This is a genomic window from Candidatus Eisenbacteria bacterium (assembly GCA_016930695.1).
Classification (GTDB): Bacteria; Orphanbacterota; Orphanbacteria; order Orphanbacterales; family Orphanbacteraceae; genus JAFGGD01.
In genome coordinates this window covers 229425-244206 of record JAFGGD010000034.1, presented here as the reverse complement: position 1 = coordinate 244206, position 14782 = coordinate 229425, and the positions used below count along the sequence as shown (strand labels likewise).

Annotated in this window: 14 protein-coding genes; all 14 read right to left on the bottom strand. The window is 67.9% G+C overall.

Translation table 11 applies throughout. The features are described from left to right. Positions 1 to 16: 16 nt before the first annotated feature. Positions 17 to 976, bottom strand: a complete 960-nt coding sequence (locus JW958_08520; protein MBN1826296.1) for a carbohydrate kinase family protein — start codon at positions 974 to 976, stop codon at positions 17 to 19. After that, entirely contained in the window at positions 973 to 1905 is a 933-nt protein-coding gene (locus JW958_08515) for a lysophospholipid acyltransferase family protein (GenBank protein ID MBN1826295.1), read from the bottom strand. Before JW958_08515 ends, JW958_08520 begins: the two co-directional genes overlap by 4 nt. Further along, positions 1902 to 2987: a DNA-processing protein DprA gene (gene dprA / locus JW958_08510; protein MBN1826294.1), complete on the bottom strand. Its 1086-nt coding sequence runs from the start codon at positions 2985 to 2987 to the stop codon at positions 1902 to 1904. Before dprA ends, JW958_08515 begins: the two co-directional genes overlap by 4 nt. Positions 2988 to 3982: 995 nt before the next feature. Beyond that, positions 3983 to 5230, bottom strand: coding sequence for an isocitrate dehydrogenase (NADP(+)) (gene icd / locus JW958_08505; protein MBN1826293.1), 1248 nt, complete (start codon positions 5228 to 5230; stop codon positions 3983 to 3985). Positions 5231 to 5369: 139 nt separating this feature from the next. Then, entirely contained in the window at positions 5370 to 5669 is a 300-nt protein-coding gene (locus JW958_08500) for a zinc ribbon domain-containing protein (protein MBN1826292.1), read from the bottom strand. 7 nt (positions 5670 to 5676) lie between these two features. Next, positions 5677 to 6237: an NUDIX hydrolase gene (locus JW958_08495; GenBank protein MBN1826291.1), complete on the bottom strand. Its 561-nt coding sequence runs from the start codon at positions 6235 to 6237 to the stop codon at positions 5677 to 5679. Further along, positions 6234 to 6725, bottom strand: a complete 492-nt coding sequence (gene coaD, locus JW958_08490) for a pantetheine-phosphate adenylyltransferase (protein ID MBN1826290.1) — start codon at positions 6723 to 6725, stop codon at positions 6234 to 6236. Before coaD ends, JW958_08495 begins: the two co-directional genes overlap by 4 nt. Beyond that, a complete protein-coding gene (gene rsmD / locus JW958_08485) occupies positions 6722 to 7291 on the bottom strand; it encodes a 16S rRNA (guanine(966)-N(2))-methyltransferase RsmD (protein ID MBN1826289.1) in 570 nt (189 codons plus the stop codon). The genes coaD and rsmD overlap by 4 nt, the downstream gene beginning before the upstream one ends. Before the next feature lie 81 nt (positions 7292 to 7372). Continuing rightward, positions 7373 to 7912: a shikimate kinase gene (locus tag JW958_08480; protein ID MBN1826288.1), complete on the bottom strand. Its 540-nt coding sequence runs from the start codon at positions 7910 to 7912 to the stop codon at positions 7373 to 7375. Between the two features lie 69 nt (positions 7913 to 7981). Continuing rightward, on the bottom strand, positions 7982 to 8734 hold the full coding sequence (locus JW958_08475; GenBank protein ID MBN1826287.1) for a hypothetical protein: 753 nt from the start codon (positions 8732 to 8734) through the stop codon (positions 7982 to 7984). A 17-nt stretch (positions 8735 to 8751) separates the two neighbouring features. Then, on the bottom strand, positions 8752 to 12042 hold the full coding sequence (locus JW958_08470) for an Ig-like domain-containing protein (protein ID MBN1826286.1): 3291 nt from the start codon (positions 12040 to 12042) through the stop codon (positions 8752 to 8754). Then, the gene (locus tag JW958_08465) at positions 12039 to 13382 is read right to left on the bottom strand and encodes a hypothetical protein (GenBank protein MBN1826285.1); all 1344 of its coding nucleotides are present in this window, start codon (positions 13380 to 13382) and stop codon (positions 12039 to 12041) included. The genes JW958_08470 and JW958_08465 overlap by 4 nt, the downstream gene beginning before the upstream one ends. Beyond that, positions 13382 to 14143, bottom strand: a complete 762-nt coding sequence (locus JW958_08460) for a hypothetical protein (protein MBN1826284.1) — start codon at positions 14141 to 14143, stop codon at positions 13382 to 13384. The genes JW958_08465 and JW958_08460 overlap by 1 nt, the downstream gene beginning before the upstream one ends. Further along, positions 14103 to 14780: a type 4a pilus biogenesis protein PilO gene (gene pilO / locus JW958_08455; GenBank protein MBN1826283.1), complete on the bottom strand. Its 678-nt coding sequence runs from the start codon at positions 14778 to 14780 to the stop codon at positions 14103 to 14105. Before pilO ends, JW958_08460 begins: the two co-directional genes overlap by 41 nt. Between the last annotated feature and the right edge of the window lie 2 nt (positions 14781 to 14782).

Here is a 14782-nt window from a genome sequence, read left to right as displayed (position 1 = left end):
CGGACACCGAAGTTCCCTATCCCTCGAAGTCGCGGTACGCCTCGGCGCGGAGGGCGGCGGGGTCGCCGAGGCGGGCGAGGGCGCGGAGACCACGGGTGCGGCAGGAGAGGGCGGCGAGGGAGGAGCCGAGGAGCGCCGCGCGGAGCGGTTTCTCGCCGAGGATCATCCCGAGGAGATAACCGGAGGAGAATGTGTCGCCGCAACCTGTGGTGTCGTCGCACTCCTCGGGCGGCACGGGAATCGCCGGCAAGGACGCCGTTCGCCGCGCCCCTTCCCCATCCCAAGCGATGGTGAATCCGCGCGTCCCCCTCGTGGCGATCGCCACCCGCGGCCCCGCGTCGAGCAACCGGTGGAGCGCCTCCTCGATGTCGCCGCCGAAAGGGGAGTCCCCCTCGCCGATCAGCCAGCGGATCTCCTCCTCGTTCCCCTTCACGGTGTGCGCCGGAGCCGCCCACTCCTTCCACTCCGGAATGTTCCTGTAGCCGCGGTCCGGCCCGGCCCGAAAGGTGAGCGTCAAACTCTGCACATCTAAAACGATCCGCGCGCGTCCCGCCCCGGCGAGGCGCCGGAGAAGCGCCGGCGTGATCTCCTTCCCCCAGATCAAATTCACCAAAACGAGGTCGCACGCCGCGGCGGGGCGGATCTCCTCCCAACCGAGGGGCGCGATCTTCTCGACGAGCGTCTCTTCCCTCTCGTCCGGCGTCCTGTATCGGAGAACCGTCTCGTTGGTGCCGGCGGGATCGGCGAGAAGCCCCGACGGATCGATCCAGGGGTAGGGGCGGAAAAGCTGCACCGCTCGTTCCCGGTCTTCCGCGCCGAGGCGGGCGATGGGAAGGACGAGGTCCTTCGCCGAGAGGTAGGGGGCGAGGGAGAGGACATTGTAGAGGATGCCGCCGAGTCCCTCACGGACCGCGCCGCCGTGGGTGATGATCCTGTCCCGGTTCACGGTGCCGATCATCGCCACGCACGCGCTCAATTTCCCTCCCCCCCGTCCTCTTCCTCCTGCGGCGGAGGCGTCTTCCAGCGGCGGTGCGGCCAGAAGTACTGTTCCGGAGCATCCCGGATCGCGTCCCCCAGCTTCTCCGCCAGGAGCGCGGTGATCCGCCGGACCTCCTCCTCCTCCCCGCGCTCCCGGTCGGCGCGGATCGGGCCCTCGAAGCGCGCGAGGTGCGTCCCGCCGGGGAGCCGTTTCAGCGTGCCGAAAAGGATCGGCGCGCCGGTCCTGTGCGCGAGAACCGCCGGTCCCCTCGGCGTCGAGGCGGGCGTTCCCAGAAAGTCGACGAAGACCCCCGACTCCCGGGCGTCCTGATCCGCCACGATCGCCACGAATCGGTTTTGACGTAAAGAGCGCAGAAGGGCTCGCGATCCCGGGCCCCGCACGATCACGCGGGCGCCCATCCTCGCGCGCCAGCGGCTCACCCGTTCGTCCACGGCCCGATTGCTCTGGCGCTGCACCAGCACGTCGATGGGATAGCCGGCCGCCGCGACCGCCGCGCCGAAAAGGTCGAAATTGCCGAAGTGCCCCGTGGAGAGGATCGCCCCCCTTCCCTCCGCAAGCGCGTCGTCCAAAAGATCGGTCCTCTCGAAACGGACGATGCGCCGCACCTCCTCCTGCGTCGCCGACCCGAAGCGGGCGAACTCGAAGAAGGTTCTCCCCAGGTTTCGGTAAGCGGCGAGACCGATTCGTTCGATCTCCCGCGCCGGCAGATCCGGGAAGGCGCGGGCGAGGTTCTCCCGGGCGACGCGCCGCCGGATCCGGACGAAGCGCCAGGCGAAGGCGCCGAGCGCAGCGCCGATCGCCCCCGCGCCGCGCCAACCGAGCGGTCCGAGGGGGAGGACGATCAGCCGGAGAGCGGTCTCCTCGATCCGATGGCGAATCGGAATGGGCCCCTCCGCATCTTTCATGTCCGTACCTTCACGGCGTACACCTTCCCGGGCCGTTCCTCCACGATCCCCTCGAGCTCGAGCGTCAGAAGGACCCCGAGCGCCTCGCCGCTCGGAAGACCGGAGGCGCGGGCGATCGCGTCGACGTCCCGCGGCCCGTCGAGAAGGGCGCGCGCCACGAGAAACCGGGCGCCCTCCAGCCGCCGCGCCCTCTCCTCCGGTTCCGGCGACGGCGGCGTCCCGCCGAGGCGCAGCACCACCTCCTCGCCGTCCTGCACCACCGGCGCGCCGTCCCGGGCGAGGATCCGGTTCCCGGCGAAGCGCCCGTCCCAGGGAGGAGCGGCGAGTGAGAAGACCTCCCTCCCGGCCTCCAGGGCGAGGCGCGCCGTGATCCGCGCGCCGCTCCTCTCCGAAGCCTGAATCACCACCGTCGCGACGGAGATTCCGGCAAGGATCCGGTTCCTCCTGGGAAAGACCGAACGGCTCGGACCCGAACCAGGGGGGCGTTCCGTGAGGATCACTCCGCCCGCGGCGATCCTCTCGGCGAGACGCCGGTGCTCCCGCGGATAAACCACGTCCGGCCCGGTGCCGAACACCGCCGCCGTTCCGCCCCCCGCGTCCAACGCGCCCCGGTGCGCGGCGCCGTCCACGCCCCGGGCGAAGCCGCTCGCCACGAGAAAGCCGGAACGGGCGATCACCGCCGCCATCGACTCCGTCCACGCTTCGGCTTCGCGAAGCGCCCGCCGCGCCCCGACCATCGCCACCGCCGGGCGATCGAGAAGCCCCCTCTCTCCCTTGTAGAAAAGGAGGATCGGCGGGTCGTAGATCTCCTTCAGAAGGGGCGGATAGCGGGGGTCGTCCCAAGGGATCGCCCCGGCGCCGCACCGCTCCAGCGCGCGGAGGATCCGGTCCGGGTCCTCCCTCTCGGCGACGAAACACTCCGCCGCGTCAGTCGCGCAGCGGGTCTCAGCCTCCACCTCCCTCGCCGAGAGGCGGAGCGCCTCCGCCGCGCCGCCGCACCTCTCCACCAGAATCCGTTTCTTCCTCTCCCCGATCCCCTTCGCCCCGTGGAGGATCACCCAATCCCTCGTCTTCGTCCCCATCCCTCTCCTCCCGGATCTTTTCGACCACCGCCCAGAGAAGCTCCTCGATCCCCTCGCCGGTGGCGGCGGAGATCCGCCACTCCTCCGGCGCGAGACGCGGGAGCCCTTCGGGGCCGGCGGCCGCGTCCATTTTGTTCCAAACCAGCAGGCGGGGCCTCGCGAGCAGGTCGGAGCGGTAACGCCCCAGCTCGCCGAGCAGCACCCGATAATCGTTTTCCGGCGTCTCGGAGGTGGCGTCGATCAGAACGAGGAGAACGCGGCAGCGTTCCACGTGGCGCAGGAAATCAAGACCCAGCCCCTTCCCCTCGCTCGCCCCCTCGATCAGGCCGGGGATATCGGCGAGGAGGAACGAATCGGAGGCGCCGACGCGCACGAGCCCCAGGTTGGGCGCCAGCGTGGTGAAGGGGTAGTCGGCGATCTTGGGACGGGCCGCGGAGACACGCGCCAGGAGAGTCGACTTGCCCGCGTTCGGCAGGCCGACGAGCCCGGCGTCGGCGAGGAGTTTCAGCTCCAAAGCGATCGTGCGGGCCGACCCCCGGCCTCCCGGTTCGGCGCGCCGCGGCGCCCGGTCGGTGGGGGTGGCGAAGCGGGCGTTCCCGCGGCCGCCGCGCCCGCCGCGCGCGACGACGACTTTCTCGCCCGGCTCGACCAGGTCGGCGAGAGTCTCGTTCGTCTCGGCGTCGACGATGAGCGTTCCCTGGGGAACGCGGATCACCACGTCGCCGCCGTCCCGGCCGTGCCTGTCCCGGCCGCTTCCGTGAACCCCCCGCCCGGCGCGGAACCGGCTTTTGTAGTGGAAATCGAGAAGGGTCCTCTTCCCCGGATCCGCCTCGAGGATCACGTCGCCCCCCCGGCCGCCGTCGCCGCCGCTCGGCCCGCCTCGCGGAATGAACTTTTCCCGCCGGAAGGCGATGCAGCCGTCGCCGCCGGCGCCCGATTCGACGGTGATGACGGCCCGATCGACGAAACGGATGACCCACCTCCCGAAGGCTCGTTTAGAGACGTTCCGCCACGGCCCGGCCGAAGGCGGAGGTGGAGACCGCGCGGGCCCCCTCCATCTGCCGCGCCAGGTCGTAGGTGACCGTCCCGGCGGCGATGGTCGCGCCGAGCGCCGCCTCGATCCGGTCCGCCGCCTCCGTCCAGCCGATATGACGGAGGAGCATCGCGCCGGAGAGGAGGAGCGAACCGGGATTCACCCGGTCCAGCCCGGCGTGGCGCGGCGCCGAGCCGTGGGTCGCCTCGAAGACCGCCGCCTCGTCGCCGATGTTGGCGCCGGGTGCGAGGCCCAGCCCTCCCACCTGGGCGGCGCAGGCGTCGGAGAGGTAGTCGCCGTTCAGGTTCGGCGCGGCGATCACGTCGTACTCGGCGGTCCGGGTCAGGATCTGCTGGAACATGCTGTCCGCGATCCGGTCCTTGATGACGATCTTCCCCTCCGGCGGCGCGCCGCCGGGGAGCGCCGCGGCCTCTTCCTCGGTGACGGTCCGGTCTCCGAACTCCTCCCGCGCCGTCTGGTACCCCCAGTTACGGAACGCCCCCTCGGTGTACTTCATGATGTTTCCCTTGTGAACCAATGTGACGCTCCGGCGGCCGTTCTCGAGGGCGTAGCGGATCGCGGCGCGCACCAGCCGCCGCGTGGCGGCGGGGCTGATCGGCTTCACCCCCACCCCCGCGTCCGGCGGAATCCTCTTCCCCATCTCCTCGGCGAGAAAACGGATCAGGCGCGCCGCCTCCTCGCTTCCGGAGGGCCACTCGATGCCGGCGTAGACGTCCTCGGTGTTCTCGCGAAAGATCACCACGTCCATCGCGCCGGGATCACGCACCGGCGAGGGGACGCCGGGAAACCAGCGAACCGGACGGACGCAGGCGTAGAGGTCGAGCACCTGGCGGAGAGTGACGTTCAGCGAGCGGTACCCGCCGCCGACCGGCGTGGTGAGCGGGCCCTTGAGCGCGACCCGGAAGGTCCGTATCGCCCGCACCGCCTCCTCGGGAAGAGGCTCCTTCCAGAGGCGGATCGCCGCCTCGCCGCAGGGGACCTCCATCCAAACGAGGCGGCGCGCGCCCCCGTAGGCCCGCTCCACCGCGGCGTCCAACACCGGGACGACCGCGGCGGTCACCTCGGGACCCACTCCGTCTCCGGGAATCAGTGGAAGGATGGGGCGGTCCGGAACGATCCGGGAGCCGTCCTCTGCGAGGGTGATCGGCTCCCCATCCCGGGGAACCGCGAGCAGGCGGAAATCCGTCATCGTTATTTTTCCTCCGCGAGTGGGAATCCCGTCGCGGGGGCGGGGCGTCCCCCCGGGAGACCGGATGGTATCGCCGCGCCCCTTCGCTGTCAACGGGGTCGGGACACGGCGGAGTCGGGGGGACAGGAGCCGGAACCCTCTACGCCCCGCCCCCCGTTTTCTTCGGCTTCGGCTCGGACGCGGAGCCGGATCCCTCTTTCTTCTCCGCCGGCTTCACAGGCGTCTTCTTCTCCTCGCGCTCCCTCTTCTTGTACTCGGCGCTCCGGTAGTCGGTCTGGTAAAAGCCGCTCCCCTTGAAGAGGATGCCGGCGCCGCCCGAAAGGATCCGCCGCACCTTGCAGCGACACTTGGGGCAACGCTTGACCGGCTCGTCGTTCATCGATTGAAACCGCTCGAAGCGGTGTCCACACTTGGTGCATTCATATTCATAGGTCGGCATCGCCCGATCACTCCTCCGCCTTCCGCGCCCCGCCCGCCCCCTCGATCCTGTCACGTGCCAGGGCGATGGAGGCCAGGGTCATCCCGTCGTCGATCTCCCCCCGCGCCGCCCGAGCGAGCACCTCCCTCCAGGCGAGGTGGAACACCTCGAACTCCTCGGTCGGGTCCGGCGTCCCCTCCGAAGGGGAGAGATCCCGGGCGAGAAAGACGCGGCAAACCTCATTGGTCACGCCGTTCCAGGAGGCGAAACTCCCCAACTCCTCCCAGCGGCCCGCCCGGTAGCCCGCCTCTTCCTCCAACTCCCTGCGCGCCTGCTCCAGAGGTTCCACTCCCTCCCGGAGTCCCCCCGCGGGGAACTCGACGGAGTCCCGATCCAAGAGGTACCGGTATTGCCGCACCAGTACCGCTTGGTCCCGGTCATCCAGGGCGACCACCATGACCGCGCCCGGGCTGTTCACATAATAATAATCGCCCTCGGCGCCGTCGGGGAGCCGGAAACGGTCGTGCTCGAATCGGCACCAGGGGGTTGTGAAGAGCGTCTCCCGGGAGAGACGGGTCCAACGCCTCATCCGGCCCCTCCGCCGAACCGCGCGGCGAGGCGTTCCCGCACCGGCGGCGGCACGAAGGAGGAGACGTCCCCGCCGAGCCGGGCGATCTCCTTCACCACCGACGAGTTGAGGTAAGTGACCTTCTCGTCCGCCGGCAGGAAGAGGAACTCCACGTCCGGGGCGAGGCGGCGATTCATGAAGGCCATCTGCGTCTCGAATTCGAAATCGCTGATCGCGCGCAGGCCGCGCAGCACGGCGTGAACGCCGAGGGCGCGGGCGAAGTCGACGAGGAGCCCCTCGAAGGGGAGAACCTCCACCCCCTCCATCCCCCGCACGGCGATACGGACCATCTCGGTTCTCTCCTCCAGGGAGAAGAGCGGGCCGTCCTTGTGGTGGGCCGCCGCCACGCCGACGATCACGCCGTCGAAGAGGCGCCGCCCCCGTTCGATCAGATCCATGTGCCCGTTCGTAACCGGGTCGAACGTTCCCGGATAAAGGACTTTGTTCAATCCTCTCCCCCTTCCGACGGGTCCGGACCGGCCGGGCCGAATTGGAAGAACTCCACAACCGTGTCGCCGTAGACCGCCGGCTCCCGCAGGCGCTCCGGCGGATCCGCCGGAACCTCCCGCTTCTCCCGCTCGATCACCGCGATTCTCTCCCCCGGCAGATTCGCGAGCCTCTCCAGGATCGGGTCGACGAGGCCCGCGCCGTAGGGCGGGTCGGCGAAGACCAGATCGAAACGGGATGCGCGCCCGTCCCTCTCCAGGAAACGGAGCGCGTCGGCGACCACCGTCTCCGTCCGGTCCTCCAGGCGGAGATCCCGGGCGTTCCTCTCGATCCACGCGGCGACCCGCCGGTTCTTCTCGACGAAGAGCGCCTCCCGGGCGCCTCGCGAGAGCGCTTCGAAACCGAGCGCCCCCGATCCGGCGCACAGGTCGAGCACGCGCCTCTCCTCCACGCGGCCGCCCAGGATCGCGAAAATCGCCTCCCGCACCCGATCCGAGGTGGGGCGGAAACGCTCGGCACGGCCCGTGTAGAGCCGCGCGCCCCGTTTCGATCCGGCGACGATACGCATGGGCTCACCTCAACCGATTGATATTAAGAGGATTGCGATTCAGGGTCAAGAGGTTCCCGGCGGGGAGTTCATTAGGGACAGTCACCCATTATCCGGTAATAGGTGGCCGTCCCCGTTTAACTCCCGAAGAACCGCCGCGGCGGTTTCCTCCGGCGTGAGGCGATCCGTATCGATGATCCGATCCGCCTCTTCATAGAGAGGGGCTCGCGTTTCCAGAATTTTCCGGAGTGCCTCCAGAGGAGCGCCCCCGTCGAGGAGGGGTCTCTCGGTGATCCCCGCGAGCGTGAGCCGCGCCGCGAGCGTCTCCGGCGCGGCTCGTAAATAAACCACGCGCCCCCAGTCGCGGAGCGCGCGCCGGTTCTCCTCTCCCAGAACCGCGCCTCCGCCCGCGGCGATCACCCCGGCGGGCCGGCGCAGGAGTTCCGCGAGGAGGGAGGCTTCCCTCTCCCGAAACCGCTCCTCGCCGTCGTCGCGGATGATCGCGGTCACGCTCCGCCCGCACTCTTCGGCGATCCTCCGGTCCAGATCGAAGAAGGGGACGCCGAGCCGCACGGCGAGGAGGGGACCGGCCGTGCTCTTCCCCGCGCCCATCATCCCGACGAGCGCGACGCGTCGGCTCATGAAAAGTCCCCCCTTCCCGTGCCGGAAGAGGGGACTCTTCGTTTTCTTTCGTTCACGAACCCGGCCGGATCAAAATCCCAATTCGGCGATTCCCACCGTCCAAGCATAGTCGTCGGAACCGCGCGCGCTCGCGGTGACGCGCACCAGGAAGCTTTCGGAGAGCCAGTATTCGACGCCGCCGAGGGCGTAGAACAGGAAGCCCCGCGAGAAGTCCTCCGTTTCGTCCACCACGAGTTGTCCGGTCTGATACGTTTCACGGCTCACGTTTCCATCGAGGGCGCGCCCGAGGAATCCCGCGTAGGGAATCAGGGGGCCCGCCTCCCATCGAACGCCCCCGCCGATCCGGAAATCGGTCCAGGAGTACCGGTTGTAGTACTCCTCCCGGAAGACGCTCGATTGGATGGTGGTCTGGAAATTCGTTTCTCCCTCGGAAAGAACATGGAGCGCGCTCATGTCGGCGAAGAGGTGAAGCCCCTTCCCCAGGGCCGGCCCGATCCAGGAAGCGCCCGCCCCGACGGCGAGTTTGGCCCGTCCCTCGAAATCGGTCGTTTTGCCGTGTACGGCGGACTCCACGTCCACCTCCGACCCGCCGACCAGGAGGGCGAACGTAAGGGGCGCCCGTACTCTCCAGGCGACCCGCCCCAGATAGGCGGTGGACCCGAGGATCTCCCCGTCCACCTCCTGTCGCGTTCCTTCCTCCTCGAAACCGACCAGCAGCGTGCCGCCGTCCGGCGGGACCGGAACCCCGACCGACCCGGCGGCGGCGCCCGCCGCCCCGAGGAGGATAACCGTTACGAATGTCGCGAGCAACCGGCTTTTCATTCGTCAACCTTCCTCATCTAGTCGATGGTCCCGAAGACCACCAGGGCGGCGTTTCCGTTCCGGCTGGTGACCTCGACATTGATCGAGCAACCCTCGGGCGGATCGGTGTCCTCCGCGTCGTCGTCGGAGAGTCGCACCCAGAACGTGGTGTACCCCTGGGACTTCGTGTCCGGCAGATCCACGTTGATGTTCCCCACCAGGCTGCCCGCGCTGGAGCTGATCATGATGTTGGTTCCCATCACGAGCGGATTCCCGCAGGGATCGTCCACCGTGAAGAGCAGGTCCGTATAGCCGCCGTTTTCGACGGCGAAGCTCACCGGCTCGACGGAGATTGTGGTGGTTCCGGTGAAGAGCACGTCGATCTCGGCGGTGATCTCCTCGTCCAACTCGTCCACGGTGGTGGCGGTGACGTGCACCAGCCCGTCGTCCTCGCAGGTGGGGACCGGCGCCGCCGAGTAGAGGATCGCCGTCGCCTGGCCGATCGAGTTGGTCACGCCCGATCCGATGATGCCGCCGAAATCGGTGGTGAAGTAGACCGCCATCCCCGCCGGAACCGGATTGGAATACCGGTCGAATACATAGGCGGTGATCGTGTCCGACAGTCCGTACCGGAGCAGCCCCTCGATGTTGACCCTCGAAGCGGCGATGCTGAAGTGTTCCGGATCGGGCGGTCCGCCGTGGACCGCGAGATTGACCACGTTGGACTGCACCCCGCCGCTGACCGCTTTCAGCTTCACCACGCCGGCGGCGGTGCCGCTCCGGACGGTGGTGGAAACCTGGCCTTCCGCGTTGGTGGTGTCCGTGTAGCGCGACAGGGTCACGCCGGCGGGCGCGCTTTGGATGGTGAAGTCCACCGGCACCCTGTTCCCCGCGCGCATGGGCTGGCCCATGTCGTCCCGTACCTCGAAGATGATCCGCGAGGTCTCGTCGGCGCCCACGCCCGAGACCGCCAGGGAGCTGTCCTCCACCGAGTAGAGGACGATGCTCGCCGGGTCGGCGTTGGCGGAGCTGTGGTCGATGAAGAGGCAGTCCAGGGTGGTGTCCGCCGACGCCCGCACCTCGATGGCGAAGCTGGGCATGTCCTCGAACCACCGGTACGGGGAGTGGAGGCACGCCCGCGCGACGCCCGGGAGCGGCGTGCCGGTGTTGCAGTCCGGCACGTTCTCCGTCGTCACGTTGCCGGTGATCTGCATCCCCGCCGGGAGAACGCCGGACCCGCAGTACCCGTCATGCAAAGTGACGTAGACCGGCGTGAAGGCCGACACCGGGTTGCCGTGGGCGTCGGTGATCGCCATCGTCACCTTCCAGTTCCAGAGACCGCCCTCCATGTTGATGCCCGCGAGAGAGTCGATGCCGATCACCGCGTGAGCGGGATCGCCCGCGCTGACCCCCACGGAGGCGCTGGCGTCCACGTCCCCCGCCGTTCGGGCGGTGACGCTGATGATGCCGGTCCGCGTTCCCGCCACCAGCGTGGTCCGCGCCTCGCCGCCGATGATCGGCACGGTCACCTGCGTGCCCGATCCGGAGTCCGGATAGGTGATGTACTCCCCCATCCCCGGCCCGGAATCGATCCGGAAGGTGATGTCCCAACCCTGTTCGATCGGATCGCCCCGCTCGTCATAGGCGACCGCCGTGAGCACGGCGCTCTCCAGGTCGTCCAGACCGGCCACCTGAATGGTCGGCCTCGACGGCGTGACGGTCATCGACACGGGTACCTTGTTCACCGTCGGGAGGAAGAGGATCTCGCTGTGCACGGAAACGCTCCCATAGGAAGCGGAGACATAGGCCACGGCCGTATCGAGAGACTCCTCGCTGGTCAGCCACGCCTCGGCCACCCCCTGGGAATCGGTGAGCACCGACGCGTTGATCACGCCCAGTGTGGTGGCGAACTCCACGGGCTCGGCCACCACCGGGTTGTTGGATCCGTTCAAGAGTTTCGTGATCACCCGGCTCTTGCTCACGCCGTCGGCGGTCAGCTCCTCCGGATTGAAATCGAGGGGCGTCAGCTTGAGGGGCTCGGAGACGACCTCGCCGATGGTGACCTCGGTGGACACGCTGAGCGATCCGAAGCGGGCGCTCACGGTGGCGACGCCCGTCGAGTCGCCGCTCACCAAGTTCACCGCCACGCGGCCCATGCTGTCGGTGTAGGCGCTGGCGAGGATGACTCCCAGGTCGGTGCGGAAACGAACCTCCATCCCCGGCACCGGGTTGTTGCTCTGGTTCAGGAGCGACGTCGAGATCTCCGACTTCTTGCCCCCGGTCAGGATGTTCCGCGGCGTCGCCGTAAGGGGGAGCATCTGGAGCGGCGTGAACTCCACGTCCGCTTCCGCTTGGATCGTGTCCACCAGGGCGCTCACCGCGCAGATCCCGGCGACGACCCCGCTCCGGAGCGTGGCGACGGCGATGCCGCTCTCGTCGGTGAGCACCGAGGAGGTGATGGACCCGAGGCTGGAGCCGAAGCTCACCTCCAGCTCCTTCACCGGTACCCGCCGGACCGTCTCCGCCACGAGGCAACGCACCACGGTGGTGTCTCGTCCGGACGCCTCCAGCTCGGTCTCCGCCGTCTCCAACGAGAGGGTGATTCCCCGGAACATGATCGACGCCACGCCGATCACCTCGGACTCTCCCAGACCCCCCTCGTCGACGATGCCCAGGTCGGCGGCGTCCACCATGGCGGTGATCTCCCCCTGCAGATCGGTTCGGCTCGCCGGGGCGGTCAGCTGAACCGCCACGTAGCCGGAGGAGTCGGTGACCGCGACCGAGGGGATGGACCCCGCGGTGGAGGTGAAGGTCACGTTGATGGTCTTCGCCGGCTCACCGTCCTTGCGGAAGACACGCGCCGAGACGGTGGTTTTACTCCGGCCGTCCGCCACCACCGACGTGGAGCCGACGATCAGCTCGTTGGCGCCGACCAGAATGGTGGTGCTCAGCTGGAAGGATCCGATGGAGGCGATCACCGTGGCGGTCCCCTTCTCGGAACCGCTGGTGTAGACCGCCCGGGCCACGCCGTTTTCGTCGGTCACCGCCGATTCGACCACCGATCCCAGGTCGGAGCTGAAGGAGACCTCCACCCCCTCCACCGGGACGCCGTCGGTATCGACCACGTAGGCGGTGAGCTGCGACTCCCGCCCGCCCATGGGAAGCAGTCCGGGGTCGGAGAAGAGGCTGTGGAGAAAGGCGGTCGGAAGCGCCGTGGGTTCGAAGGGTTGGATCGACCCCTCGTCCCGGCATCCGATCCAGAGAAGAATCAGCGTCGAGAGAAGGAGCGCTTCGAAAAGGTTGCGTCGTTTCGTCGTTATCGTCTTCATCGTTCCATCGCCTCCGCGTCTACGGCCTTTTGGGCCAGGTCGGCGGCTTCGAGGACGGTCGGGGTCACGAAGATCAGCAGCTCCCGGTCCTCCTTAACATGGGTGCTGGCGCTGAAGAAATGGCCGAGAAGCGGCACGGAGCGGAGGAAGGGAACGCCCGAATCCGTGTTGGACGTGTTGCTCCGGATCAGGCCGCCGATCACCGCGGTCTGGCCGCTCTCCACCATCACCCGTGTGGAGGCTTCGCTGGTTACGATGATGATCCCGCCCTGCACCGTGGCCTGGGAGGAGAGGTCGCTCACCTCGGGATGCAGATCGAGAGTGACGTTCCCGTTCGCGTGGATGTGGGGAGTCACGGTGAGCTGGATCCCGATGGTGGTCAGCTCGGTGATCGGGTTCCCCGAGGGATCGGAAACGATGAGGGGGATCTTCTTCCCCACCAGGATCCAGGCGCGCTGATTGTCCAGCGTGGTGATCCTCGGGTTGGAGATGATCCGCGCCTTGTTCTCCGCGGCGAGGGCCTGCAGCGTCGCGTCCAGCGACCCGCCCGGCCCGACGGTACCGACGGAGAACTCACCCGAAGGCTGCGCGATCTCGGCGCTCACCGAGGCGTTGCCCGTCGCGTCGATATTCGGATTGTTCAGGTTCTTCGCGTTCCACTGGATGCCCAGCTCGCGGGAGATCTTGGCGTCGATGTCGATCAGCTTCGCCACGATCTCGACCTGCATGGTCTCCTTGTCCAATTCGGCGATCAGATCGCCCACCCGATCCAGATTGCTTCCGATGTCCTTCACCAGGATCGTGTTGGTGCGCGTGTCCACGTGGGCCAGGCCGCGCTTGGAGACCGTCGTCTCGATCGCCCCAAGAAGTTCCTCCGCCTTGGAGAAGTTGACCGGGAAGATCCGGGTTTCCAGAGGGAGCAGATCCTCCCGCTTCCGGGCCGCCGCCTCGCGCTCCACGTCCTCGTTCTGCATGTCCTTGATCGTGGCGACCCGGATGATGCCGGAGGCGTCTTCCTTCCAGGAGTAGCCGTTCGCCCGAAGCACGACGTCCAGGGCGCTCTGCCAGGGAACTTCCTCGAGGCGGACGCTGACCTCTCCCTTTACTTCCGGGCCGGCGACGATGTTCCGCCCGCTGAAGTCGGAGAGCATGCGAAGGACGGTTTCCATGTCCGCCTTCTGCACGTCCAGGGAGATTCGGTCTCCCCCGGCGAGGGTGGGTGTCGCGGCGAGGACCGACAGGAGGAGCAGGAGAATCACCGTCGCCCCCGCGCCGGCTCGTCCTCTCCCATTCCCGGCCGCCGCGCCGATTCCGCGCGCGATGCCCGCATCCAGGCTCATCAGTTTTCCCCTTCCCGCGCGGCGAGGCGGATCGTATGGCGGCTCGTCTCCCCATACCTCAGCTGCGCAAAGGTGATCGAATTGTCGGCGATATCCACGACCCGCGCTCCGTCCTTGGTCCAGTCCCCTTCGCGGAAGAGCCAGGTCTTGTGATACTTGTCTTCGCAGAGCGCCAGCGCTTCGCTGTTCTTCCAGGCCAGTCCGACGAGGACGAGCCCGTAGATGCTGAACCGCCCGCCCGCGTCGTCCATCTTGCCGGGGACGACGAGCGGCGTCATCGGGTCCCGCATCCCGAAGCTCCGATAGGGAAGTTCCCCCGACCGATCGCCGAAGCGCTCCTCGTCCAGCGAGGAAGGCAATCCCGAATCGGTGAGCACGTCCGGCGCGGGCACGGCGACAAGGGTCGCCTCCTCCACCGAAGCGTCCGGTTCGGCTTCGCCCCCTTGCAGCGCGGGCGGACCGGGTTCCTCCGCCGCGGGCGCCGCGGGAGCCTCGGTCCCCTTCACCCGTTCCAGCGGAGAGCGGGCGACGGCGACGCGGGCCCGCGCCTCGGTGGTTTCCGATTCCGGCGCGGTGTTCCGGTAGGCCACGACGCGCACCGTGCGGTCCACGACCCAACCGACGCCTTTCCCGGCGACGCCGAACACCGAGCCGCCCCACAGGACGAGCGCCATCACCAGGAGCGCCGCGGTCGCGCCGGCGGCGACGACCGCGTGCTTCCTACTCGTTCGAAGGTTCCGGAGCAGAGTGGGAACGCGCATGATTATTCTTCGTCCTTTTGCCGGCGGCTGGCGGGTTCTCGGCGACCGGATCAAAAGGCTCGAGCGGCACCGTATAAGCGGAAACCACCATCTCGCCGGTCACCAGCGGTTCATCCTCGTCGCCCCTGGTCGAATGAAAGTTCATTTCCGACACGTGAACGATCCGGTCCAGGTTCATGAGCCTGCCCAGAAAAGCGCCGATGTCGTGATAGGCGCCCTGGATCTTCACGTTCACGGGATGCTCGTCGTAGATGCCCTGATGCACCACTCCGTCCGGCTCGAAAAGCAGGAATCGGACTCCCGATTTCTCGCCCGCCAGAGTGACCCGCCGGAGCAGCGAAGCGATTTCCTTCTTCTCCGGCAGATGGCTCATGGCGAGTTCCCAGTCGGCGTGCATCGTAGCGAGATCCGCCTCCAGCTTGGGGAGGTTCTGGGAAGCCCGCTTCGCCTGCTCCACCTTGGCGGCGAGCCGGTTCACCTTCTCCTGCCGCTCTTCGATCTGCGCCTTGCGCACCGGAAAGTTGAAGGAGAAATAATCGGTGAAAAAATATACGTAGTTCACGCCCGCGAAGATCATCACCGCGAAGAGGATCTTCTGTACTTTCGGGCTCCGAAAATCGATTTCGGGAGCGCGCATCG